Source organism: Streptomyces sp. NPDC059456 (assembly GCF_042750055.1).
GTDB lineage: Bacteria > Actinomycetota > Actinomycetes > Streptomycetales > Streptomycetaceae > Streptomyces.
In genome coordinates this window covers 22,270-46,779 of sequence record NZ_JBHYVA010000003.1, presented here as the reverse complement: position 1 = coordinate 46,779, position 24,510 = coordinate 22,270, and the positions used below count along the sequence as shown (strand labels likewise).

The following is a 24,510-nucleotide window of genomic DNA, read 5'->3' as shown; positions in this document are numbered from 1 at the left end:
GTGTCACAGACATCTGCTGTCGGCGCGCCCTGGGGCGGGGGGCGCCTCTGTGTGGGGGGCGGGGGGGGGGCGCGGGGGCGGCCCGGGCGCCCGACCACGGGGTCCGCCAAGACCTCGCGCACGTCCGAGGTCACCCGCGGGATGCCGTACTCCCGGGCCAGGGCGCGCGCCCGGGACGGGTCGCGGTCGCAGGCCCAGCGCAGTTCGGCGTCCGGCAGTGCGGAAAATCCGTCGACGTGGTTGGGGGCTACGCGACCGCAGCCCACCACGGCATGGACAAGGGGTTTCACGGAGAACTCCTCGGGTCTCGCGGTTGCCCGCCCGACGGCAGCGCGAACGAAGGGAAATGAGCGCGGCGGGCTCTCGACTTCAGTCAATGTCACGGGACTTGCGAATGTCAATGCGCGCATGCTTTCTCTCGATCATTCATGGCGGAAGTTAGTGACTCGATTAGTGACTGAAGTTGACAGGTGGCTGTGAAGCGGCTTGACTCTGCCTCGCCCGGCGTCGGGGCGCCGCCTCGCGGTCCGCCCCAGGAGCTCCTTCAGCGGATCCCCGCCGGCTGATACGCACCCGACCCACGAGCCGCCCCGTCGCGGCAGACCGGAGGACGTCGTGCTCCACCCGGACGAACTGGCCCGGCGTGCCCGGCAGCGGGTTGTCGAATTGGCCGCACGCAAGGCGGTCCACCTCGGCGCCGCACTGTCCATGACCGACCTGCTCGCCGTCCTCTACACCCGAGGGCTGCGCTACCGCCCGGACCGGCCCGACTGGCCCGACCGGGACCTGCTCGTCCTCAGCAAGGGCCACGGTGCCTACGGTCTGTACGCGGTCCTCGCCGAACTCGGCGTCATCGAAGCCGACCTGGCCACCCTGCCCGGCCACCCCTCCGACGCCGTGCCCGGCATCGAGGCCGCGACCGGTGCCCTCGGCCACGGACTGTCCCTCGGCTGCGGCATGGCCCTCGGCGCACGGCTGGCCGGCCGTGACCAGCGGGTCGTCGTCGTGACCGGCGACGGCGAGCTCGACGAGGGAAGCAACTGGGAGGCCGCGCAGTTCGCCGCGCACCACCGCCTCGGCAACCTCGTCGCCGTCGTGGACCGCAACCGGCTCCAGCAGGAGGGGGACACCGAGAACGTGAACGCACTCGAACCGCTCGCCGACAAGTGGCGGGCCTTCGGCTGGCGCGTCGCCGAGGCCGACGGGCACGACACGGCCGCGGTCACCGACGCCCTGGCCGGACTCCGGTCCGGCGACGGCCCCGCGGTACTGATCGCGCACACCGTCAAGGGCAAGGGCGTTCCCTTCGCCGAGGGCGATCCCGCCTGGCACATGGGCTCGTTGGACGCGGAACAGCTCCGGACGGCCCTCGCCGGCCTCGGTGCACCCGCCGTCCCCGCCCTGGCGGCCGCGCGAGGTGGCCGGCCGTGACCACCACACCGCTCACCACACCGCCCACCACACCGACCACCCCACCGCCCACCATGCGCACCGCACTCGCCGCCGCACTCGCCGATGCGGTCGACGCGGACCCCGCCCTGATCACCCTGGGCGCCGACGGACAGGCCCTGTTCCAGGGCGTCATGGCCCGCCACCCGCGCCGGTACGTCGACGTCGGCATCGCCGAGGCCAACCTCGTCGGAGTCGCCGCCGGACTCGCCCGCAGCGGACTGCGCCCCGTAGCCGCCGCCATGGCCCCGTTCCTCGTCCGCCGCGCCTACGAACAGCTGCGCCTCGACGTGTGCGTGCCCGCACTGCCCGTCGTCCTGCTCGGCGTCGGCGGGGGACTCGGCTACGGCCCCCTCGGCCCCACCCACCACGCCACCGACGACATCACGCTCATGTCGGCGCTGCCCCACATGAGCGTGCACTGCCCCGCCGACGCCGCCGACGCCGTGTCGGTCCTGCGCAGCGTGCTGTCGTCCGGCGGTCCCGCGTACGTACGGCTCTCCGCGCGCCAGGACCCGCCGCTGCCCGTCGCGGCGTCCGTCGGAGACCCGGGCGCCCCCCGGCTGCTGCGCGACGGCGACGACGTCCTGCTGCTCGCCACCGGCCGCTGCGTGGCCGAGGCCCTCGCCGCGGCCGACGCCCTCGCCGCCGACGGGGTGGACGCCGCCGTGGCCTCCGTGACCACCCTGCACCCCTTCCCCGGGGACGCCGTCCGCGCCCTGACCCGCCGTCGGGCGCTCGTCGTCACCGCCGCGGAGTCCCTGGGCCCCGGCGGCCTGGGGGACCGCACCGCACTGACCCTCGGCCGCGACGGCCCCCCGTTGGTGCGCCTGGAGACCGACCACCGTTACCCGCCGGTCGCCTCCCACGAAGACCTTCTCCACTTCTACGGCGTGGACAGCCGCGGCATCCGGTCCGCCGTGCTCGGCCGGTTCACCAGGAACACGAGGAAAGCGTGACGATGAGGATCCTCTCCAGCGCCCAGGCCTGCGGGTTCGGGCCCGTCTCCAAGCTGGTCGCCATCACCCCCCTGCTCGCCGGCAGCCGCGTCGACTTCGTCGGCCAGGGCGTCGCACTCGACTTCGCCCGGCGCCACAGCCACCGCTTCCACCGCATCACCGAAGGCGACACCAGCCGGCACGAGGACCTCGCACAGGACCTCGCCGACGCCGACCTCGTGGTCAGCGTCATGGACGCCGAGCTCGTCTTCCGGGCGGTGCGCGCCGGTCGCCCCGTGCTCTTCTTCGACAGCCTCCTCGGCTTCTGGCTGACCGACCGCAGCTTCGAGGAGCTGGCGGCGCGCGCACAGCTCGTGCGCTGGGCCGACCACGACACCGCCCGCTACGTCTTCGACACCCTCGCCCCGCACGAGCGCATCCTGCTGGCGCACCTCCTCGCCCGCCGGTCCTACGCGCAGAACTTCCCCGGAGTCCCCGCGCGCATCGCCGCTCTGGCCGCGACGGGCGCCGACCACATCGAGCTGTGCGGTCCCATCGTCGACCGGGGCGCCCTGGAAGGCGCCCTCACCGAACCGCCCCCGGAGCGGCCCGCCGGCCTGCTGATCAACCTCGGTGGCTTCCAGAACTTCTTCCTGGACTACGAGTCCCACAACGCCTACCTCGACCTCGTGCGCCGCTGGGTTTCCGAACTGGCCGTGGCCCGGCCGGAACTCGGCCGCATCCTGGTCTGCGGCGGAGCGTTCCGCCGGGGCGTCACCGAGACCCACGGCGACGTCGAGGTCGAGTACGCCTTCCTGCCCCAGACGGAGTTCCTGCGCCAGCTCGCCCACGCTCCGCTCTACGCCGTCCCGCCGAGCCTCACCTCGCTGCACGAGTCCGTCATCTTGCGCCGGCTCCCGCTGCTGCTCCCCGAGCAGCACTACGGACACATCGCCAACCTGCGGGCCCTGCGCGGCACCGTCGCGGGCGACATCGCGGCCAGCCTCACCGACCTCGGCAGCAGGTTCATCGTCCCCGAGGACGACCTGGAGGGCACCAAGGCCCTCGACCGGCTCACCCGCGAGCTGCTCACGGACGAGTCCGGCTACCGCCGACTCGCCGACCACCTGGACACGCGCCTGACCGCCTACCAGGAGCTGACGGACGAGGAACGCGACGCCGCCGTCGACGAACTCGGCGCCCTGCTCGGCGGACCCGCACTGGCGGAACTCCTGGACCTCGTCGACCTCACCCCCGCCACCGCCGGGAGCACCGCATGACCCGCACCCCCGTCCCGCCCCCGCCCGCCTCCGGCGCCCCCGCGGACCTCGCCGACCTGACCGAACGCAGCGTCGACACCGACGAGGTGGCCCGGCTGATGCTCGCCGCCCACCTGGAACGCACCGGCACCCCCGAGCCCGGTCCCGACCGCGTGCGCTCGACCACCTGGACACCGGCCGGCGCCCGCAAGGTCCGCCGCCGCACCTTCGTCCGGCTCGACATCGACGGCGCGCCCGTCGCCGTCGCCAAGGTCCCGCTGTCCGTCACCGATCCCAAACTCGCCCGGGAGCTGGAGATCCTGCGCGGCTTCCCCGCCCCCGCCCCCCTGGGCAGCCCCGTACCGCTGGACGCCCTGTGCGGCGGGTTCACCATGACCCACCTGCCCGGCGTCGACCTGCCCACCGCCGTCGCGGGCACCGACGGGCCCGGCGCCCTGTGGCAGGTGCTGCGCCCCGCCGTCGAACGGGTGGCCGAACTGCACCTGTCCCCAGGAACGTCCGGCCCGGCCACCACCCCGGACCAGGCCCTTGAGACGGCCGCCGCGTACGTCCGCGAACCCGAGTTCGGCGTCCCGCACGCCGACGAGGCGCTGCGCACTGCCCTGCTCGCGCCCACCCACGGCGACCTGGGTCCGTGGAACGTGCGCTACGACGCCCGCGACGGCTCCGCCCGGGTGCTGGACTTCGAGGACTACCGTGCCACCGGCATCGCCGCCATGGACGTCGTGAACCTGCTCGTCACGACGGCCCTGCCGGTCTTCCCGGACTACCCGGAACACGGCTTCGACTGGCTCTACGACCAGGTCTTCGCCTCCGACCACTGGTTCCGGTCCGTCCTGCAGCAGGGACTGGACCACTACGCCGTGCTCACCGGACAGCACCCCGGCCGCGTCCTCGACCTGCTGCCCTTCACCTGCCAGTGGCTCATCGAGCGCATCGAGGCCGAAGGCCGCGACACCAGCGGGCTCTTCTACCGCACCTTCGTCGAGCGCTACCTGGAGCAGCGCCCTGCGGACCACGGGAGCAGCCATGTCTGAGCAGACCCGCATCACGCCCGCGGACACCGTCGTCATCGGCGGCGGCCCCGCCGGACTGTTCGCCGCGCTCACCCTGGTCCGGGCGGGCCGGCGCGTCGTCCTCCTCGAAGCGGGCGGCGACATGACCGAGAGCCTGTGCCCCCGGCTCGTGGCCCGCATGAAGGGGCGCACGGTCCGCGACGCGGAGAAGTTCCGCCTGCAGTGCGCGCGCTGCACCTGCCTCACCGGACTCGGCGGAGCGGCGTTCCACTTCGACACCAACCTCGGCTACATCTCCTCGCTCACCCGCTCCAAGATCGAGACGGCGCCCGACGGGACGGTCCGCTCCTACAGCGGCCTGGAGCGCGCCCTCGGCTCCTTCGCCCGTGCCCAGGACCTCATCTCCGAGGCGTACCGCATCCTCTACGAGCTGGGCCTGCCGCCCGCCGGACCGGCGCACGAGGCCGACGGCGCCCTCCTCGGCGACGGCACCGTCTTCCAGCACGTCGACACGGCGTACTCGCAGAGCGTCACCGTGGACGACTCCCTCGTCGTCATCGCCCGGCTCAAGGCCGAACTGGAACACGGCGGCGGCAGCGTCCTGCTGCGCCACCGGGCCACCGATGTCGAGCCGCTGACCGGGGGCGGCTTCCACGTCCGCGCCGACACCCCCGACGGGCCCGCCGTGTTCCGCGCCGACGACGTCATCGTCGGCGTCGGCAAGCTCGGCCTTCCCTGGGTGCGCGACCTCGTCGGACGGATCGGCGTACGCCACCGGCCCAGCAGCCGCGTCGACCTGGGCGTGCGGCTTGAGGCGGCCCGCGAGGACCTCGCACCCCTTCTGGACGGCTGCCACAACCCCAAACTGTCGTTCCTCAACGAAGAGGGCCACTCGGTCCGGACGTTCTGCGTGTGCGAAGGCGGTCGCGTCATGCAGTACGGCTTCCTCGACGCCGTCGCACTCGACGGGCAGCACTGCCTGAACCAGCCCACGACCAAGTCGAACCTCGGCATCCTCACCACCGTCGACCTGCCCGAAGGAACCGACGGCACCGAACACGCCGCCGCCTTCGCCCGGCGCGTCGCCGCCCACGGCTCCGGCCGGCCCGTCGTCAGCACCGTCGACGAGCTGGCAGGACGCCCCGCCCCGGACGGACCGCTCGCCACCAGCCTCATCAGCTACCACCACGGCGACCTGCGCGACTGCCTGCCCGCCTCCACCGTCCGCGACGTCCTCGCCATGGTCGACCGCCTCAACACCCTCCACCCGGGGCTCGTTCCCGGCACGGCCACGGTCGCGGCGCCCGTCGTCGAACGCCTCTTCCCCGACCTGGACCTCTCCGGAGACCTGGAGTCCTCCGTCCCCGGCCTGTACTTCGTCGGCGACAGCTCCTCGAAGATCATCGGCATCACGTACGGCGCCGCCACCGGCATGGCCGCGGCCCGCTCCGTCCTGCAGCGCCGGGCCGCCACACCACCTGCGGCCGGCACGGCCACGGCCATGACCCCGGCCGCGAGCGGGGGACCCCGATGATCGTCCTGCCGCACCGCGTGCGCACCGCCACCCCGGCCCGCCCGGCGCACTGCACCACCCCCCTGTCCGCGCCCGCGGCGGCCCTGCTCGACGCGCCCGGAGGCCACCTGGCGCTCGCCGCGCTGACCCATCTGCTGCTCCACCGCTACGGAACCGGCTGGGACGTCTTCGGCGCCACCGGCGCGACACCGCTGTGCTACCTCCCCGCCGAGGACCAGGAGAGCGCCACCCTGGCACAGCTCATTGCCGCCACCCGCGCCGTCGACGCCGCCCTGCCGTTCGACGGCGCACCGTACGCGGCGGTGCTCCCCGCCCGTCCGGACACCGAGCCGCCCGCTCTCGGACGACCCGTCTGGACCGCCGCCGCCGAGGGCCCGGCCCTCCACCTCGCCTACGACGAAGCCCTCGTGGACGCCACCACCGCGCAACACCTGGCCCGGCACCTGGCCCTGCTCGCCGACCGCACGGCGCGGGAGCCCTCGACCACGGCGGGAGCCGTCGACCTGCTCCTGCCGGACGAGCGCGAACTGCTGCTGGACACCTGGAACGCACCACCCACCCCGCACGCGGACACCACCCTGCACCGCATGGTCCGCGAGCAGGCCGCCCGCACCCCCGACGCGATCGCCCTGCGGGACGGCGCCGCCGAGCTGACGTACGGCGAACTCGACGCCGCCTCCGACCGGTTCGCCCGCCGGCTGCGCCCGCACCTCGCCGGGCCCGGTGACCTCGTCGTCCTCACCGGCGACCGGGACCTCGCGCTCTTCACCGCCGTCCTCGGCATCTGGAAGGCCGGGTCCGGCTTCGTCCACCTCGACCCGCACCTGCCGGACCTGCGGGCCGAGGAGCTCCTGCGCGTCACCGCGCCCGCGATCACGCTGACCACCGCGACCGGTCACCGGGCCGTCGCGCACCGGGCCCTCGATGCCGCGGCGTTCCTCGACGGCGCACCGGACCCCGGCGCGGCCGACGGCCCGCCCGCGCCCCCCGACGACCGGGCCCGCCCCGACACCACCGCCTACGTCCTGTTCACCTCCGGCAGCACCGGCACCCCCAAGGGCGTCGTCCGCCCGCACCGCATGCACACCTCGCGCATCCGGCTGGAGCAGGGGATGTACGGCATGGGCCCGGACGACCGGCACCTGCTGAAGTCGGCCATCAGCTTCCGGGAGTTCGTCTGGCCGCTGGCGACCGGCGGCACGGCGGTGCTGGCCGCCCCCGGCAAGGACCGCGACGACCGTCACCTCGCGGAACTCATCCACGACCAGCGCATCACCACGGTCAGCTTCGTGCCGTCCATGCTGCGGCTGCTGCTCACCCAGCCCGCGTTCCGCACCGCGCCCGCACTGCGCCACGTCTTCGTCGGCGGCGAGGCCCTCGGGCAGGACCTGGAGGACGAGCTGCGCGGCCTCGGCTTCGAGGTCCACAACACGTACACCCTCAGTGAGGCGGACTACGTGTGCCACCGCACCGGACCGCTCACCGCCCCCCGGCCCGAGGGCGCGGTCGGGACCGTCGTCGGCGTCCCGCTCGACATGCGGACCTACCTCTGCGACCCGGCGGGCCGGCTGGTGCCGCCCGGCGTCGTCGGCGAGATCCACACCGGCGGACCCGGGCTGGCCGACGGCTACCTCGGCCGCCCGGACCTGACCGCCGAGCGCTTCCGCCCCAACCGGATCGACCCCACCGGCCCCGAGGTCCTCTTCCGCACCGGCGACCTCGCCCGCCACCTGCCCGACGGCCAGATCGAGTACCTCGGACGCGTCGACGACCAGGTCAAGGTCCGCGGACAGCGGGTGGAGCCCGCCGAGGTGGAGACCGTGCTGCGCACGCACGCGGGCGTCGCCGACGCGGCCGTCGTCGGCATCCCTGACCCCGACCAGGGCGCCGTCCTCGCGGCCTACGTCGTGCCCGAGCACGACGAGGTCCCGCCCCAGCGGCTGCGCGAGCACCTCGCCGCCCGGCTCCCGGACTTCATGGTGCCCGCGCACCTGGCCTCGGTCCCCGCCTTGCCGTTGCTCGGCAGCGGCAAGGTCGACCGGGGCGCACTGCGCGTGTCACCGCGCACCCGCCCCGACCTCGACGTGCCCTGCACCCCGCCCGCCACCGCCGACCAGGAGCGCGCCGCCGTCCTCGTGGCACGCGTCCTCGGCCTCGACACCGTGGGCATCGACGACGACTTCTTCGCCCTGGGCGGCGACTCCCTGCGCCTGATGATGCTGCGCGGCGCGCTGGAGTCGGCCAGCGGCGCAGCGATCGCCCTCGCCGACGTCCTCGCCGCCCGCACCCCGCGCGGCCTCGCCCGGCTCCTCGGCGAGGCGACCGGCTCCGTCGCCGCCCGCCGCCCCGCCGAACGCCGGCGCCCGCCGCGGCGCGCCGGCACCGTCCCAGCCCCCCGCACCCGTCCGTCCGAAGGAGGCGAACCCAGGTGAGCGCCCCCCTGCCCGGCCACCAGGCCCCGGCCGCTGCCGCGGACGACGAGTACGCCGTGGCCGTCATCGGCATGGCCGTCCGCCTGCCCGGCTGCGACAGCCTCGACCGCTACTGGGAGATCCTCGCGGCGGGCGAGGACGCCGTCACCCGGCGCACGCAGAAGCCCGGCACGTTCGTCCCGGCCTACGGCTCCGTCCCCCGGCCCGCCCACTTCGACCCGGCACGCTTCGGCATCGCCCCCTCCGAGGCCCTGCTCCTCGATCCGCAGCACCGGCTGCTCCTGGAGGCCGCCGACGAGGCGCTGGAGGCCGCCAACGTCGACCGCGTCCGCACCCCGGCCGTCAGCATCTACGCCGGTGTCGGCCACAACGACTACGAACGCTGGGTGGGCACCGCCCTCGCCGGGCAGCCCGGCGTCGACGCCCAAGCCCTGGAGGTCACCAACCGCGGTGACTACGCCGCCACCCGCGTCGCCTACCGGCTCGGCCTGCACGGCGCCGCCGTGACCGTCCAGTCCGCCTGCTCCACCGCGCTCACCGCCGTCCACCTCGCCGTGCAGGACCTCCTCGCCCACGGCAGCGACCTCGCCGTCGCCGGCGTCGCCGCCGTGCGGGTGCCGGCCCCGGGCGGATACGACGCGCCGCTCGGCGGCATCGGATCGCCGGACGGCCTGTGCCGCCCCTTCGACCGTGCGGCCGGCGGCTCCGTCCCGGGCGACGGCGCCGGCGCCGTGGTCCTCAAGCGCCTCGCCGACGCGGTGCGCGACGGCGACGACATCTGGGCGGTCGTCCGCGGCACCGCCATGAACAACGACGGCTCCGGCAAATCCGGCTTCGCCGGCGTCGACGCCGCGGCACAGGCCGAGGTCATCCGGGCCGCCCTGCACGTCGCCGGTCTCCGGCCGGAGGACATCGACTACGTCGAGGCGCACGGCAGCGGCACCCGCATCGGCGACGCCACCGAGTGGAGCGCCCTCGGCGAGGTCTTCGCCGACGTGGACCACCCCGTCCGCGTGGGCGCCGCCAAGGGCGGCCTCGGCCACCTCCGGGAGGCCGCGGGGCTCGCCGGACTCGTCAAGGCCGTGCTGTCTCTGCGGCACGGACGGCTCGTCGCCACCCCGCACTTCGACCGGTTGCCCTCCGACCTCGCCCGTACGGGTGGCCCGCTGCACCCGCTCGGTGAAGCCCTCGACTGGCCACCTGCCGAGGGTCGCCCCCGGCGCGCCGGAGTCAGCGCCTTCGGCCTCGGCGGGACGAACTGCCACGTCGTCCTCGAAGAGGCCCCGCCCCGGCCCCAGGAGCACGGACAGGGCACGGACGGCGCGCAATTGCTGCTGGTCTCCAGCCACCACCCCGACGCGCTGACCGCCGACCTCGACGCCCTGCGCGACCACCTCGACGGGCACCCGGCGCGTGCGGCCGACACCGCCTGGACCACCCAGACCGCACGCCACCGCCACCCGCACCGCGGCTACGCCGTCGTCACCCCCCAAGGCGGCACGCGGGCGGCCTTCGACGCCGACCGCTTGCGCGTACAGCACGGCCGGGCCCCGTCCGAACCGCCCGAGGTCGTCTTCGTCCTGCCGGGCATCGGCAGCCACTACCCGGGCATGGGAGCCGGCCTCGCCGCCACCGACCCGGTGTTCGCGAGCCACCTGCGGGCCGCCGTCGAGATCGCGGACGCACTGACGGACGGAGCCGTGGGCCGGTCCTTCGCCGCCCCCGTCCCGCGCCCCGCCGGTGACGGCGGCCGCGTCGACCTGCGGGCCCTGCTGCGCCGCGACGGCGCCGCCCGTCCTCCCGTCCGCGCGCTGCGCGAGGTCCACCTGTCGCTGTTCTGCCTCGAACACGCCATGGCCCGCACCCTCATCGACCTCGGCATCCGGCCCGCCGCCCTCCTCGGCCACAGCCTGGGGGAGTGGGTGGCCGCCGTACTGGCCGGCGTCATCGGCCTCGACGACGCCATGGCGGCCGTCGCCCGCCGGGCCGACCTCGTCGTGACGGCCGGGGAGGGCGCCATGCTCGGCGTCCTCGCCCCCGCCGAGGACGTCGAGAAGTACGCCGACGACGACACCTGGCTCGCCGCCGACAACGGACCCGGGCACTGCGTGTTCTCCGGGCGCCCGGACGCGGTCACCGCACTCGCCGGCCGGCTGCGCGACGACGGCTTCACCGTCCTGCCCGTCGACACCGCCCACCCCTTCCACACCCCCCAGCTCACCCGGGCCGCCGACCTGCTGGGCGAGGACATGCGCGACGTGCCGCTGGGCCCGGCGCGCATCCCGATCGCCTCCAGCGTCCTGGGCCGCTGGCTCGACGGGGAGACGCCCACCCCCGCCTACTGGCGCGACCACATGGTCGGCCGCGTCCGGTTCAAGGCCGCCGCCGGGCTGGTCCTGGCCCGCCACCGCGTCCTGATCGAGGTGGGCCCCGGCACCGCACGCCCGTGGATCGGCCAGAGCGACCCCGACGCCGTCTGCGTACGGACCGTCCGGCAGTCCTACGAGCACGTGCCCGACCGGCAGGTCCTGCTGGAGGCCCTCGGCGAGCTGTGGACCCACGGCGTCGAGGCCGACTGGGAGCGCCTGCACCCGGCACCCGGTCGCAGGACCACCCTGCCGCCCCGGAACCTGGTCCGGCGCCGGTACCTCCCCGACACACCGCCGCCCGCCGACCCCTTCGCGCCGTCGGCGCCCCTACCGGCGGCCGGCATGCCCGCGACCGCGGCCGGGGAAGAGCAGAACGGACCGGAGCACCGCCCGGCTCCGGCGGCCGGCCCGCAGCCGCCCTCGACGGTGGGCAGGTACCTCGCGGAGCGCTTCCGCCTCCTCCTCGGCCTGCGCGAGGTCCACCCCGACGACCACTTCTTCCACCTCGGCGGCGACTCGCTGATGGGGGTTCACCTCATCGCGGGCCTGAAGGAACTCACCGGTACGGCCGTGCCCCCCTCCATCGTCTTCGCCTCCGCGACCCTCGGCGGCATGACGCGCGAGGTGGAGGCCTGGCTGGCCGCCGCGGAGCAACGCCGGCCACAACCCCTCGACGACAACGAAAGCCGCAGGCCATGACCCCACCCACCATCGGCGTGCTCGGAGCCGGAGTCATCGGATCCAGCGTCGCCCACGCCGCCGCGGTGGCCGGCTACACGGTGACGCTCGTCGACTCCGACCCCGCGGCGCTCGACACCGCCCGCCGCACCGTCCGCCGCCACCAGCGCCTGGCCACCCTCCTCGGCGGCACGAGCGCCCCGACGCTCGACATCCGCCCCGCCACCGACCTCGCCGCCCTCGCGGACGTCGGGTTCGTCGTGGAGAACACCACCGAGTCGGAGCGGGCGAAGCGGGCCCTCTACCCGGAGCTGGAGAAGGTCCTCGCCCCGGGGACGACCATCGCCGCCAACACCTCTGCGGTCCCCATCGGCCGGCTCGCCGAAGGGCTCACCGACCCGGGACGGGTCGTCGGCGTCCACTTCATGAACCCGGTCGACCGGATCGACATGGTCGAGGTCGTCCGCGGCGAGGACACCTGCGACGCCGCTCTGCGGGACGTCGACCTGATGCTGCGGCGCCTGGGCAAGAAGGCCGTCGTCGTCCGGGACGCGCCCGGCTTCGTGATCAACCGCGTCCTGATGCCGGTCGTCAACCTCGCCGCCGCCGTCGTCGCGGACGGCGTCGCCACCCCGAGCCAGGTCGACGACCTCTTCAAGGGCTGCCTCGGCCACACATCGGGCCCGCTGCGCACCGCGGACCTCATCGGCATCGACACCGTCGTCCACACCCTGGAGGTGCTGCACGAGCACTACGGGACCGACGAGTTCGTCACCCATCCGGCGCTGCGCCGGATGGTCGACCAGGGCCGGCTCGGCGCGAAGAGCGGCCGAGGCTTCTACTCCTACGACGGGAACTGACCATGGCTGCTCCGCAGACCGCCGCCCCACGCCCGCACACCCCCGAGGAAGTCACCGCCACCGTACGGCAGTTCATCAGCCGGCTCAGCGGACGCCCCGGCATCGAGGACGACCGGCCGCTGATCTCCGACGGGGTCCTCGACTCCGTGGCCGCCGTCCAGATGGTCGACTTCGTCGAGCGCACCTTCGACGTCGAGATCGCCGACGAGGATCTCGAACTCGCCAACTTCGACTCCATCCGGGGTCTGGCCGGGCTCGTCAACCGCCGGCTGGCCGCGTCGTGACCGGCTCCGTCCCCGAAGCCCTCCTGGCGGCCCTGCGCGACGACGCGTTCACCGCCGGCGCCACCGCCTGGGAACGCGCGGGAGCCGTCCCGCGCGGGGCCATCGACGAACTGGCCGCCCTCGGCCTGCTCGGCCTCACCGTGGACCCCGCCCACCGGGGCAGCGGCGCACCTCCGGCCGCCGTCACCGACGTGCACCGCCTGGTGGCCGCCGCCTCACCCAGCCTGCACAGCCTGCTCGTCGTCCACGCCATGGTCTGCCACGCGGTGCGCCGCTGGGGTTCCGCCGAACTGCGCGACGCGCTGCTGCCCGAGCTGGCGACCGGCCGGATGCTCGCCGCGTTCGCCCTCACCGAGCAGCAGGCCGGCGCCGACACCGGGGCCCTGACCACCACGATCGAACGGGACGGCGACACGCTGCGGATCAACGGCACCAAACGCTGGCTGTCGTTCGGCCAGATCGCCGACGCCTACCTGGTCTTCGGCAGCACGGACGGGCGCGGCAGCTGCGCCCTGGTGGACGCCGGAGCGGGCGTGAGCGTCGCCGTGGAACCCGTCACCGCGGGGCTGCGCGCCGCCCGGCTCGCCCGCGTCACGTTCGACGGCGCCACGGCACCAACGGCCCGCGCGGTCGCCGGCCCCGGCATCGGCATCCCGTTCGTGGTGACCTCCTGCCTGACGCTGGGCAGGCTGTACGTCGCCGCCGGCGCCGTGGGCGTCGCCGAGGCCGCCCTGCGCCTGGCCGCCGACCACGCGGCCACCCGCGCCCACGGCGGCACCACCCTCGGTGACCGGCAACTCGTCCGGGGCCTGCTGGCCGACGCCGCCCTCGCCACCGACGCCGCCGCCCGCTACGTACGGCAGACCGCCCACGAGGTCGAGGACCGGGAGCCGTCCGCAGCGGTCACCGCCGCCCGCGCCAAGCTGCTGGCCAGCCGGGCGGCGATCACCGCCACCGCGACCGCCTCCCGCCTCCTGGGCGCGGCCGGGCAGACCGAGGACCACCCGCTGGCCCGCCTGCACGCCGCCGCGCGCGTCCACGAGGTCATCGAGGGCCCCACCGAAGTACTCCAGGACATCATCGCCGCCGACCTCCTGCGGGGCCGGCACGACACCACGGACCGCGCCCCGTCCCCTGCGGCGCCGTACAGGGAGGAGGACGACCACCGTGCAGAGCACTGAGCCGCACACCCCGCCGGCCCCGCAGGTCAAATGCGTGGTCTGGGACCTCGACGACACCCTGTGGGACGGGACCCTCCTGGAGGGCGACGACCTCAGCGTCCCCGAGGCCAACCGGCAACTGGTCCGCACCCTCGACGAGCACGGCATCCTCCAGTCCGTCGCCAGCCGCAACGAACCCGACGCCGTCACCGAGCGGCTGCGCGCCTTCGGGCTCGACGAGTACTTCCTGTACCCGCAGGTCGGCTGGTCGGCCAAGTCGGCCTCCCTGCGCACCGTCGCCCAGGAGCTGAACATCTCGCCCGAGAGCGTGCTGTTCGTCGACGACTCCGAGTTCGAGCGCGCCGAAGTGGCCGGCGCACTGCCCGGCGTGCGCTGCATGACCCGGCAGGAGCTGCACGCCCTGGTGGAGACCGGCGCCGTGCTGCCCGCGCGGGTGACCGACGACGCGCGGCGCCGCCGCGCGATGTACCTGGCCGAGAGCAGGCGCCGCACCCACGAGGTGGCGTTCGACGGCCCGGCGGCGGAGTTCCTGGAGTCCCTCGACATGACGCTGCGCGTGCGCGAGGCGAGCACCGCGGACCTCGCCCGCGCCGCCGAACTGACCCAGCGCACCCACCAGCTCAACACCACCGGCATCACCTTCGGCCAGGACGAACTGTCGTCACTCATCCGGGACCCGGGCCACCGTGTGCTCGTCGCCGAACTCGACGACCGCTTCGGCACGTACGGCACCATCGGGCTCGCCGTGGTCGCCACCGGTACGACCGGGCCGGCCGGGGCCGAGCCGCGCGCCGCAGCGCCCCCCTGGACGATCCGGCTGCTGCTGATGTCGTGCCGCGTCATGGGCCGCAACATCGGCACCAGCCTCATCGCCGCCGTCGCCGGACTGGCCGCGGCGCACGGCGCCGGCACCGTCGCCCATTTCCGGCCCACCGACCGCAACCGGCAGATGCTCGTCACCTACCGGTTCGCGGGATTCACCGTCGAGTCCCGCACGGACGACCTGGTCGTCCTCTCCCTCCCCGAGGCGGGCGGCCCGGCCGTGCCCGGCTACGTACGCCTCGTCGTCGAAGACACCCCCGCCGCCCCGCGCGGCACGAGTCAGGAGTCCATCGCATGACCGCCTTCACGCAGACCTGGACCGACACCTTCTCCTCGGTGTACGCGCAGGAGCCGCTCGCCAAGCTCTCCTGGTTCAACGCCTCCCCGGGGCTCGAACTCATCAAGCGCGTCATCGACGGCACCCTCAAGCCCGGCCAGCGCCTCGTCGACCTGGGCAGCGGCCCGGGCGTCGACGCCGTGTTCCTCTCGGTGCAGGGACTCGACGTGACCGGCGTCGACCTGTCGCCCGACGCGGTGGCCCGTGCCCGCCGGTGGGCCGAACTCGCCGGCGCGTCAGCCGAGTTCATACAGGGCGACGTGCTCGACGTACCGCTCCCCGACCACTCGGCCGACGTCGTGACCGACTCGTTCGTCTTCCACAACATGCGCGACGACGCACGGGAGCGGTACGCCGACGAGGTCCACCGCCTGCTGAAGCCGGGCGGTCTGTTCCTGCTCAACTCCTTCTCCGACCACATGGTCGAGGGCACCGGCCCGCGCCGCATCACCAGCGAGGAGATCCTCGCCACCTTCCGCTCCGACCGGTTCACCTGTGTGGGGCTGTACGTCTACCGCAACGTCCCCACCCAGGCCAAGCCCGACCAGCTGCACTGGTTCGGCGAATTCCGGGCCCGCTGATGCGCGTCGTGGTCACGGGCGGCGGACGGGGCATCGGACGCGCCGTCGCCCTCGGATTCGCCGAGCGTGGCGCCCGCGTCGCCCTGATGGCCCGTACCGCCGCCCAGGTGGAGTCGGTGGCCGCAGAGATCGAGGCCCTCGGCGCCGAGGGCCTCGCGCTGCCGGCCGACGTCGCCGACGAACAGCAGGTCGAACGGTGCGCCGAGCAGGTCGACCGGGCGTTCGGCGGCGTGGACGTGCTCGTCAACGCCGCTGGGCTGTTCGACCTCGGCCCGACCACCGGGTTCTCCGTGGACGCCGCCCGCGACCTGCTCGACACGAACGTCATCGGCACCTTCCTCACCTGCAAGGTGTTCGGCGGACGGCTCCTGGAGCAGGGCCACGGCAAGATCGTCAACTTCTGCTCCCTGCTCTCCTACACCGCCTTCCCCGAACGGGCGCTGTACGGGGCGAGCAAGGGCGGGGTCCTGCAGCTGACCCGGAGCCTGGGCGTCGAGTGGGCGGCGCGCGGAGTCAACGTCAACGCGGTGGCCCCCGGCATGATCCGCATCGAGACCCCGCACCCGGCCGCGCTCGCCGAGGACGCCATCGTGGGGCGGATCCCCGCCCGCCGGCGCGGCAGACCGCAGGACATCGTCGGCCCGGTGCTCTTCCTGGCCTCCCCGGAGGCCGACTACATCAACGGCCAGACGCTGGTCGTCGACGGAGGCTGGCTCAGCTATGGATACCTCTGAAAACCGCCCGCTCCCGGGCTTCCACGGCCGGGCGTCCCCGGGTGATCCGCCGCGGCGCGCCGCGCCCGCGTCCGTACCGGGCGGTGCGGACCGGTGAAGGCGGCGGCACGCAGGGAGGCGCTGCCCCTCTACACGGGGTTCCTCACCGGCTGGGGTGCCACCACGTTCGGCACCGGCCTCATGCTGCCGCTCACCGTGGCCTACCTCCGGGAGGTCCTGGGCCTGCCCACCTCCGGCGTCTCGCTGTATTTCGCGCTGTTCGCAGTGGCCGGACTCGCGGTCAACCCGCTCGCGGGCAGGATCGGCCGGATCCACGGCCCCGGTCTGCCCGCGATCGGGGCCACCGTCCTCCAGGCCACCGGCGCGGCCTGGCTGGCCCTGGCGGACTCGATGGCCGCCACCGTGCCGGCCGCCTGTCTCTCCGGCGCGGGCACCGGCGCCTACTACGCGGTCCAGACCCCCCTGCTCACCAAGGTGTTCGGTACCTCGCACCTGAGCCGCGTCCTCTCCGGCCAGCACCGCGTCTCCGCCCTGACCGTGGCCGTGGGAGCGCTGCTCGGAGGCCAGGCCGTGGAACACCTCGGCGAGGGCGGCTACACCCTGTGCGTGGCCGCCAACGCGGCCAGCTACCTGCTGTACGGGGCGACGCTCGTGCGGCTGCGCCCGGCGGAGCGGCGGGCCGCGGGACCCGGTACGCACCGCGCGGACCGCGGCGCCCCGCGCGCCGACCCGGGGGAGCGGGGCGCGGCGCTGCGGGATCCGGTGTTCCGGCGGCTCTTCCTCCTGCAGACGGCCCTGGTCGTCTTCGGGCTGGCCCAGGTGGACGCCGTGGTGCCCGCGATCCTGCGCAACGCGCACCTGTCGGTGTCCGCCGTCAGCATCGTGGTCGCCTGCAACACCGTCGGCGTGATCGCCTTCCAGGGCCTGGCCCTGCGGGTCGTCGAACGTATCGGGTACGTTGCCGCGCTGACGGCGGCCATCTTGGTCTGGGTGGCCGCCATGGCCGCCCTGACGGCCGCCGTACTGGTGCCCGGAACCGGCGTACGCCTGCTGCTCGGTGCCCTGTTCGGGCTGGTTTTCGCAGTCGGGGAGTGCCTGATCGCGCCGAGCGTCCAGCCGCTCGTCGCGCTGACCGCCCCGGCGGCCCGGCTGGAGAGCTACGCCGCCGCCACCTCGCTCGCGCACGGCCTCGGTGCCTTCGTCGCGCCGCTGGTGCTGCTGCCGGTGGTGGACGGCGGCGGGGTCTGGAGCTACCTGTCCCTGCAACTGGGCGGCTACGCACTCGCGTTGTACGCCCTGCTCTCGTTCCGCGGCCGCAGCGCGCGCCGCCTCCCCGCCCCCGTCCTGAGCAAGGAGGCACCCCCTTAGGGCGTGTCCTTCGGATCAGGCTCCCCAGCCACCACGTCCGTGAAGGAGCCGCACATGCGCCCCGAGCCGCCGCGGTACGCACCGCCGGCCGCGACGACGCGGGACGGCCGGCCCGCGCGCGGCGACCTGCCGGGACCGGGCGGGGCCGCCGTTTGGGTCGTCCCCCTGGACTTCGCGCCCGACGCGCATCACGAGCGGGTGCTCGACCGGCAGGAGCGGGCCCGGGCGGCCGCGTTCCGGGACGCCCCCGCGCGTCGCCGCTACGTCGCCTCGCACCTCGCGCTGCGGACCGTCCTCGGCGGATGCCTCGGCATCGGGCCCCGGGAGGTACGCCTGACCCGCGAGCCGTGCGGCCTGCCGCACTGCGACGGGCCGCACGGGCGGCCCAGGACGGCGGGCGACGGGCCGGCCTTCGAGTTCTCGCTGTCCCGAGCGGGCGACCTGGCCGTCGTTGCGCTCGCCGCGGTCACCGTCGGCGTCGACGTCGAGTCACGCGCCTTCCGCCACCCCGACAGCCCCCTCGACGGCATGATCCGGCGGCTGCACCCGGCCGAACGCGCGGCGCTCGCCGAACTCCCGCCCGAGCGCCGGGAGGAGGGCTTCCTCAGCTGCTGGGTGCGGAAGGAGGCCTACCTGAAGGCCATCGGCACGGGGCTGCCCGGCGGACTGGCCGGCCCGTGCGTGGGCCTGGCCGCCGACGCGGCCGCCGACGGGAGGGGGCCGGAGCCGACCACCCGGGGCTGGGCGTTCGTCGACCTCGACCTGCCGCCCGGCCACCGTGCGGCCCTCGCCGTGGCGGCGCCGGACGAGTCGCCGCGTGCGCCGGTCGTGACCGTCCGGACCCTCCGACTGCCTGCGCAAGAATATTAGTGACTTAATTACTGACTAAACTTGACAGCGAGTCATAGAGATATTTGACTCTCTTTTACTCCATCCTCGATCGGCGACTGCGGAACCCGACCGGACCGAGAGGAAGACACGTGACACACGACCGTGCGGGCAGCCGTGAGACGCTGCTCGTCGTGGGGTCGGGCTACCGCGCCGGCCATGAGCGCCTGCTGGCCCAGATGGCCGCGGACGCCGACCTCGTCCTGCTCAACCCCGAACCGCCGACCTGGCAGTTGCACTGGGTCCAGGACTGCGCGGTCTTCGACGCCTCCGCGGGCGGCGACACCGACGACGACGCCCTGCGGGCCGCGAAGGCCCTGCTGGCACGCCGCCGGGTCGCGGCCGTGGTCACCTACGAGGAGACCATGGTCGTCACCGCGGCACGCCTGGCCCGAGGCCTGGGACTGCCGGGCGTGCCCGTCGCCGCGGCCGAGCTGGCACGCGACAAGCACCGCCAGCGCACCCTGCTCGCCGACACCGGCATCTCCCCGACCCGCTCCCACCTCGTCCACGACCTGGACGCGGCCCACCGGGCCGCCCGCGACATCGGCTACCCGCTGATCGTCAAACCGCGCGGCCTGTCCGGCAGCGCCGGCGTGCGCCGGGTGGACGAGGAATCCGAGTTCGACGCCGCTTTCGACGCCGCGCTGCACGCGGACAAGATGGGTCTCGAAAGCGAGGGAATCCTCGTCGAGGAATTCCTGGAGGGTTTCGAATTCGACGTGGACTGCCTCGTCCACGACGGCACGGCCACCCCCGTCTCCTGGGCCCGCAAGATCTGGGCCTACGACCCCTACCCGGTCGAGGCCGGCTTCATCACCGGACACGGCACCCTGGGCCGGGCCGAGATGACCGAAGGCTTCGACCTCGCCTGCCGCAGCGTCCTCGCCGCCGGCATCGACCGCACCGTGGCCCACGTCGAGGTCAAGATGACCCCGGCGGGACCGCGCATCATCGAGCTCAACGCGCGACCGGGCGGCGACATCGCCTCCCGCATCGTGGAGCTGGCCCGAGGGGTGCGCCTGGGCTCCCTGCTCACCGCCGCCGCCCTGGGCCGCGCGCCGGAGATCGCTTCCAGCGGCGACCGCTCGGCCGGCATCCGCTTCCTCTACCCCCGCACCCGCCAGCGCTTCGACGGCCTCGCCGAAGCCCCCGCGCTGCGCGCCCGCCCCTGGATCCACGAGATCGGGGAGCTGCGCCCGCGCGGCGAGACGGTGACGCCCCCTCCGCAGGACCTCTACGGGCGCGTCGGTTACGTCATGGCCACCGGCCCGCACGCCGACGAGGTCGAGGACCGCCTGCTCCTGGCCCACCACGAGCTGCGCGTCCTCGGTACATGACCCCACCGCCCGACCCCACCGCACCACCCCGGACCACGAGAAAGGCCAACACCATGACCGACTGGAAGCCCGAGACGTACGGCCCCCGCTGGAAGAGCGTGTACGACGAGATCGACTGGCCGCAGCCCGAGGGAGCCGTCGACTTCCTCGCCAAGCGCGTCGGCGGCGGCCGGGCCCTCGAACTCGCCATCGGGACCGGCCGCGTCGCCCTCCCGCTCGCGCAGCGCGGCGTCCCCCTCGACGGGCTCGACGCGTCCCCCGAGATCGTCGACGTGATGCGCACCAAGCCCGGCGGCGAGTCCATCGAGGTGTCCATCGGCAACATCGCCGACTTCACCTCAGAGCGCCGCTACTCCCTCATCTTCCTGCTGCTCAACTCGCTGTACGCGTTGCAGACCCAGGAGGAGCAGATCCAGTGCTTCGAATCGGTGGCCGCCCACCTGGAGCCCGGCGGGCTCTTCGTCGTCGAGACCTTCGTGCCCGACCCGACCCGCTTCCGCTTCAACGGCCGCGCCCACGTGTACGACGTCGGACTCGACCACGTCCGCATCGAGGCCGACACCTTCGACCGCGCCACCCAGCACATCAAGGAGAACCACGTCGAGATCCGGGAGGACGGCATCAAGCTCTACCCGGCCTTCCTGCGGTACACGTGGCCCTCCGAGCTCGACCTCATGGCCAGGATCGCCGGGCTCGAACTCAGCGAGCGCTGGGGCGACTGGGGCAACGTCCCCTATGACACGTACTCCGAGAACCACATCGGCGTCTACCGCAAGGCGAGCTGACACCGTGCCGGACGAACGGGCCCCCGCCGCCCTGACCCCGGAGGTGGCCGACGCCCGCTGCGACCCCGGCCTGCCGCCGGCCGGGCCGCACACCGGGCGGCCCCATCCGGTGGCGGCCCTCGTGGACCGGATCGGGGACCTGTTCGTGCCGCTCGGCTTCGACGTCGTCGACCTGCCCCTGCTGGAGTCGGCCCGCGACAACTTCGACGTCCTCGGCTACCCGCAGGACCACCCGACCAGGACCCGCCTGAGCTTCTTCCCGGCCCCCGACGTGGTCCTGCGCACCCACGCCACGTCCGGTGGCCCGCAGGCCATGCGGGCCGCCGCCCCCGGGCCGCTGCGCACGCTGCTCGTGGGCACCTGCTTCCGCAACGAACTCTCCTCCCCCTACTCGGGCTCCCAGTTCACCCAGATCGACGGACTGGTGGTCCAGCCGGGCGCGGGCCTGCCGGACCTCATGGGGCTCTTCGACCGCCTGGTGTGCGGCCTGTTCGGACAAGGACATCCGTGGCGCGTGCGCCGCGGCGACTACCCCTTCGCCTCACCCGGATTCGCCGTGGACGTGGACTGCCCCCGCTGCGTCCCGGGCTGCGACGAGTGCGAGGGCCGCGGGCGCATCGAGATCGGCGCCGGCGGCCTGCTGCGCGACGAGGTGCTCACCGCCGGGGGCTACGACCCCCACGAGGTCGTGGGGCTGAGCTTCGGCTGCTCCGTCGAGCGCCTGCTCAGGCTCACCCACGGACTGACCGACATCCGGGAACTGCTGGTCAACGACGTGCGCCTGCTGGAGCAGTTCGACCACGCCGGCCTGCCGGCGGGGCCGCCGCAGAAAGGAACCGACCGACCGTGAAGATCCCCCTCGCCTGGCTGGAGCACGAGTGCGGCGGCCCCGTCGACCGCGCAGCCCTCCTGCACCACCTCCACGAGAGCGGAGCTCGCGCCGGGCTGCACGCCGATCGCGCAGTGGAGGTCCTGCCCCCGCCCGAACTCGCCCACCTCGGCTCCGTCCGCGGACTGGCCGCCGAGGTCCGCGCCCGCAACCCGGCCGGGCCGACCCCGCCCCCGCGGCCGGCACCCCAGCCGTCGGCGCCCCTCCCGGACGGCCTCGCCCTGGCTGCGGAGGACGGCCTCCCCGGCCGCGTGGCGGCAGCCCTCGTCCGGCTCCCGGGCGAGGTCCGCCTGCCGGACGCGGCAGCGGGCCGGCTGCGCGCGGCGGGCGTGCCGCTCACCGGAACCGTGGCCGACCTGGCGGCGTACGTCGGGCTCGAAACGGGGCAGCCCCTCGGCGCGGCCGACGCCGGGGAACTCGACCTCAACGGCCTTCGACTGTGCTCCGCGGCCCCCGCCGATCCCGCGGATCCCGCCGGGCCGCCCCCCGCAGGACTGCTGCTCCGCGCCGGCGAACGCACCGTGGCCGTCCTCGGACGGGACACCCCGGCGGCAGCCGTCCCCGCCGACGGCCGCGACACCCTGGTGTGGGCCTGGTGGCTCGACCCGGCGGCCGTGCACCCCGCCCCCGGGACCGGCCCGTGCACCGACCCCGACGGGCCCCCCGCCGTACGGGGACACGACCCGCGGTCCTGCGACCGGGCAGTGGCCCGCCTCGTCGCGCTCGTCACCGACTGGGCGGGCGGCACCGTCACGGCGGCCGGCGGGGCCGGCGCGCCCGCGCCCGCACCGCGCGTGCTGCGCCCGGACCCCGGAGAACTGCGCCGCCTGGTCGACCCGGACCTCGACCTCGCGACGCTGGCCGCCCTGCTGGCCGCCGGCGGAGCGGTCGTCGCGCCTCCCGAGGAAGGCCACCCGCTGCACGTCACGGTGCCCGCCGCCCGGCCGGATCTGGACGGTGTCCCCGCGCTGGCGGGGGAGGCCGCACGGGTCCGCGGCTACCCGACGCTGCTGCGCCGACTGCCGCCCTCCGCCGCCGGCCCGTGGCCGGACCGGGCGCGCCTGCTGCGCCGCGGCCTCACCACGGCCGCCCTGAGACGGGGGCTGCAGCAGGTCACCACCCCGGTGCTGCTGCGCTCCGGCGAGCCCCTCGGCGCGGTCGGCACCCCACCGGAGGCCGAGCCCGTCACCGTGCACGGGCGGGCCGGTCTGCGCGCCATGCAGGTGCGCGGTTCGCTGCTGCCCGGTCTGCTCGTCGTCGCGGGCCGAGCGCTGCGCCGGACCGGAACGGCCCACGTCTTCGAAGTCGGCCAGGTCGCGCGCTCCGCCGCGCTCGGGGACGAGTCCTGGCGGTTCGCCGCCGTCCTCGCCGGGGCCGTCGCGCCCCCGTCCCTGGTCGAACCCCGGCCACGGACCGCGGGCTTCGCAGACCTGAACGGCCTCCTGCGGACGGCGGCCGCCGCGGCCGGCCACGAGGCACTCGCGCTGACGCCCGAACCCCACGCGGAGTTCGCGGCGGGCGCCTCCTTCACCGTCCACGTCCGCGGCACCGCGGTGGGCCGCGCCGGGGTCCTCTCCGAGGAGACCGCGGCCCTCGCCGACGCCGCGGGGGAGCGGGTGTGCTGCGCCGAACTCGACTTGCACCTGCTGGGCGGCCCCGCGCCGGTCCCGCCCACCGTGCGGATCCCGGAGCCGCTCCCGCCGCCCGCGTTCAACGTCAGCGTCGTCGTGCCCGAGGCCGTCTCGGCCGGCGAGGTCCTGCGGGTCGTCGCCCGGGCCGGCGGCACCGAGGACCGGCGGGTCGCGGTGAAGGACCTGCTGCAGGGCGGGCAGGTGCCCGCCGGGCACCTCTCGCTCACCGTACGGGCGGAGTTCCTCCGTACGGACGACGGCCCCCTCCGCGACGAACGCCGCCGCCGCCGAGAAGCGGTCCTGCGGGCGCTCGCCGACCGCGGCTGGAGCGGGCGATGACGGACCGGAACACGCCCGGCCGCGAGCACCCCGGGCACGCCGAGGAGGTCGTGGAGCGCTTCACCGCCTGGCTGCGCGCCGACACGTTCACCTGCCTGGGCGCCCGCGCCGCACTCCAGCGCGGTGAACTGGCCACCGGCGTCTACGGGACCCTGGGCGACCGCGAGGACCTGCACCGGCTCCGCACGGACCTCGTACGGTTCGTCACCGGCCCACTGGCGGGCCGCGGACGCTTCCAGTCCTTCGCGGCCATCTTCACGCGGTCCGATCCGGCGGACGAGGAGGTGTTCGAAAAGCTGCTCTGGCAGCAGCTGACCGCACTCCACCGGGCCGACCGCGCGGACCACCCGTGGGCCCGCGAGGTCTCGCCCGACCCGCGCGACCCCCGGTTCGGGATCAGTGTCGGCGGCCACCCCTTCTTCGTCATCGGCCTGCACCGCCGCGCCTCGCGCATCTCGCGGCGCTTCGCCCATCCCGTTCTGGTCTTCAATTCCCACCGCCAGTTCGCCGAACTCAAGCGCACCGGCGTCTACCAGGGAATGCAGACGAAAATACGCGGCAAGGAAGTGGCGCTCCAGGGCGATGTGAACCCGATGCTCGCCGAGCACGGCGAGATCTCCGAAGCACGGCAGTACTCCGGCCGCGCGGTCCCCCCGCACTGGACGTGCCCGTTCGATCGGCACGACTGAAGCCCGCGCCACCGGCCGGACCCGTACCGGGCCGACCACCTCGCCGCCACCCGCCCCCGAGGGCCGGCCCCAGCCCGCCGGCGACT

General features: G+C 74.6%; 21 protein-coding genes. 20 read left to right on the top strand and 1 reads right to left on the bottom strand.

What is annotated here, in order from left to right:
- Window positions 1-290, bottom strand: a 290-nt coding sequence (locus tag ACFXA3_RS01080) for a Gfo/Idh/MocA family oxidoreductase (protein ID WP_385180173.1), incomplete at its 3' end; no start/stop codon positions are given.
- 325 nt (window positions 291-615) lie between these two features.
- On the opposite strand from ACFXA3_RS01080, the gene ACFXA3_RS01075 reads away from it, so the two are divergent.
- The 20 genes from ACFXA3_RS01075 (at window position 616) to gntA (ending at window position 24,424) form a co-directional block, all read left to right on the top strand.
- On the top strand, window positions 616-1,431 hold the full coding sequence (locus ACFXA3_RS01075) for a transketolase (RefSeq protein WP_385180171.1): 816 nt from the start codon (window positions 616-618) through the stop codon (window positions 1,429-1,431).
- Window positions 1,428-2,408 carry a transketolase C-terminal domain-containing protein gene (locus ACFXA3_RS01070; protein WP_385180168.1) on the top strand — a complete coding sequence of 327 codons (981 nt, stop codon included), beginning with the start codon at window positions 1,428-1,430 and terminating at the stop codon, window positions 2,406-2,408. The genes ACFXA3_RS01075 and ACFXA3_RS01070 overlap by 4 nt, the downstream gene beginning before the upstream one ends.
- Window positions 2,405-3,667, top strand: coding sequence for a hypothetical protein (locus ACFXA3_RS01065; protein ID WP_385180166.1), 1,263 nt, complete (start codon window positions 2,405-2,407; stop codon window positions 3,665-3,667). Before ACFXA3_RS01070 ends, ACFXA3_RS01065 begins: the two co-directional genes overlap by 4 nt.
- Window positions 3,664-4,704: a phosphotransferase gene (locus ACFXA3_RS01060; protein ID WP_385180164.1), complete on the top strand. Its 1,041-nt coding sequence runs from the start codon at window positions 3,664-3,666 to the stop codon at window positions 4,702-4,704. Before ACFXA3_RS01065 ends, ACFXA3_RS01060 begins: the two co-directional genes overlap by 4 nt.
- Window positions 4,697-6,217, top strand: coding sequence for an FAD-dependent oxidoreductase (locus tag ACFXA3_RS01055; protein WP_385180161.1), 1,521 nt, complete (start codon window positions 4,697-4,699; stop codon window positions 6,215-6,217). Before ACFXA3_RS01060 ends, ACFXA3_RS01055 begins: the two co-directional genes overlap by 8 nt.
- Complete coding sequence (locus ACFXA3_RS01050; RefSeq protein WP_385180158.1) at window positions 6,214-8,649, top strand: non-ribosomal peptide synthetase; 2,436 nt, start codon at window positions 6,214-6,216, stop codon at window positions 8,647-8,649. The genes ACFXA3_RS01055 and ACFXA3_RS01050 overlap by 4 nt, the downstream gene beginning before the upstream one ends.
- Complete coding sequence (locus tag ACFXA3_RS01045; RefSeq protein WP_385180155.1) at window positions 8,646-11,717, top strand: type I polyketide synthase; 3,072 nt, start codon at window positions 8,646-8,648, stop codon at window positions 11,715-11,717. Before ACFXA3_RS01050 ends, ACFXA3_RS01045 begins: the two co-directional genes overlap by 4 nt.
- Entirely contained in the window at window positions 11,714-12,556 is an 843-nt protein-coding gene (locus ACFXA3_RS01040) for a 3-hydroxyacyl-CoA dehydrogenase family protein (RefSeq protein ID WP_385180152.1), read from the top strand. Before ACFXA3_RS01045 ends, ACFXA3_RS01040 begins: the two co-directional genes overlap by 4 nt.
- A 2-nt stretch (window positions 12,557-12,558) precedes the next feature.
- Complete coding sequence (locus ACFXA3_RS01035; RefSeq protein ID WP_385180149.1) at window positions 12,559-12,840, top strand: acyl carrier protein; 282 nt, start codon at window positions 12,559-12,561, stop codon at window positions 12,838-12,840.
- Window positions 12,837-14,021: an acyl-CoA dehydrogenase family protein gene (locus ACFXA3_RS01030; RefSeq protein ID WP_385180147.1), complete on the top strand. Its 1,185-nt coding sequence runs from the start codon at window positions 12,837-12,839 to the stop codon at window positions 14,019-14,021. The genes ACFXA3_RS01035 and ACFXA3_RS01030 overlap by 4 nt, the downstream gene beginning before the upstream one ends.
- Window positions 14,008-15,141, top strand: a complete 1,134-nt coding sequence (locus ACFXA3_RS01025; protein ID WP_385180144.1) for an HAD-IIIC family phosphatase — start codon at window positions 14,008-14,010, stop codon at window positions 15,139-15,141. The genes ACFXA3_RS01030 and ACFXA3_RS01025 overlap by 14 nt, the downstream gene beginning before the upstream one ends.
- Window positions 15,138-15,761: a class I SAM-dependent methyltransferase gene (locus ACFXA3_RS01020; protein WP_385180143.1), complete on the top strand. Its 624-nt coding sequence runs from the start codon at window positions 15,138-15,140 to the stop codon at window positions 15,759-15,761. Before ACFXA3_RS01025 ends, ACFXA3_RS01020 begins: the two co-directional genes overlap by 4 nt.
- Entirely contained in the window at window positions 15,761-16,495 is a 735-nt protein-coding gene (locus tag ACFXA3_RS01015) for an SDR family NAD(P)-dependent oxidoreductase (RefSeq protein WP_385180140.1), read from the top strand. The genes ACFXA3_RS01020 and ACFXA3_RS01015 overlap by 1 nt, the downstream gene beginning before the upstream one ends.
- Window positions 16,496-16,588: 93 nt before the next feature.
- A complete protein-coding gene (locus tag ACFXA3_RS01010; RefSeq protein WP_385180138.1) occupies window positions 16,589-17,863 on the top strand; it encodes an MFS transporter in 1,275 nt (424 codons plus the stop codon).
- A 54-nt stretch (window positions 17,864-17,917) separates the two neighbouring features.
- Window positions 17,918-18,733, top strand: coding sequence for a 4'-phosphopantetheinyl transferase family protein (locus ACFXA3_RS01005; RefSeq protein ID WP_385180136.1), 816 nt, complete (start codon window positions 17,918-17,920; stop codon window positions 18,731-18,733).
- Between the two features lie 110 nt (window positions 18,734-18,843).
- Window positions 18,844-20,091 carry an ATP-grasp domain-containing protein gene (locus ACFXA3_RS01000; protein WP_385180133.1) on the top strand — a complete coding sequence of 416 codons (1,248 nt, stop codon included), beginning with the start codon at window positions 18,844-18,846 and terminating at the stop codon, window positions 20,089-20,091.
- Between the two features lie 53 nt (window positions 20,092-20,144).
- Complete coding sequence (locus ACFXA3_RS00995; RefSeq protein ID WP_385180130.1) at window positions 20,145-20,876, top strand: class I SAM-dependent DNA methyltransferase; 732 nt, start codon at window positions 20,145-20,147, stop codon at window positions 20,874-20,876.
- A gap of 4 nt (window positions 20,877-20,880) precedes the next feature.
- Window positions 20,881-21,726, top strand: coding sequence for a hypothetical protein (locus ACFXA3_RS00990; RefSeq protein ID WP_385180128.1), 846 nt, complete (start codon window positions 20,881-20,883; stop codon window positions 21,724-21,726).
- Window positions 21,723-23,735, top strand: coding sequence for a hypothetical protein (locus ACFXA3_RS00985; protein WP_385180125.1), 2,013 nt, complete (start codon window positions 21,723-21,725; stop codon window positions 23,733-23,735). Before ACFXA3_RS00990 ends, ACFXA3_RS00985 begins: the two co-directional genes overlap by 4 nt.
- Window positions 23,732-24,424 (top strand): guanitoxin biosynthesis heme-dependent pre-guanitoxin N-hydroxylase GntA, encoded by a 693-nt coding sequence (gene gntA, locus ACFXA3_RS00980; RefSeq protein WP_385180123.1) that lies wholly within the window; start codon window positions 23,732-23,734, stop codon window positions 24,422-24,424. The genes ACFXA3_RS00985 and gntA overlap by 4 nt, the downstream gene beginning before the upstream one ends.
- Window positions 24,425-24,510 lie beyond the last annotated feature (86 nt).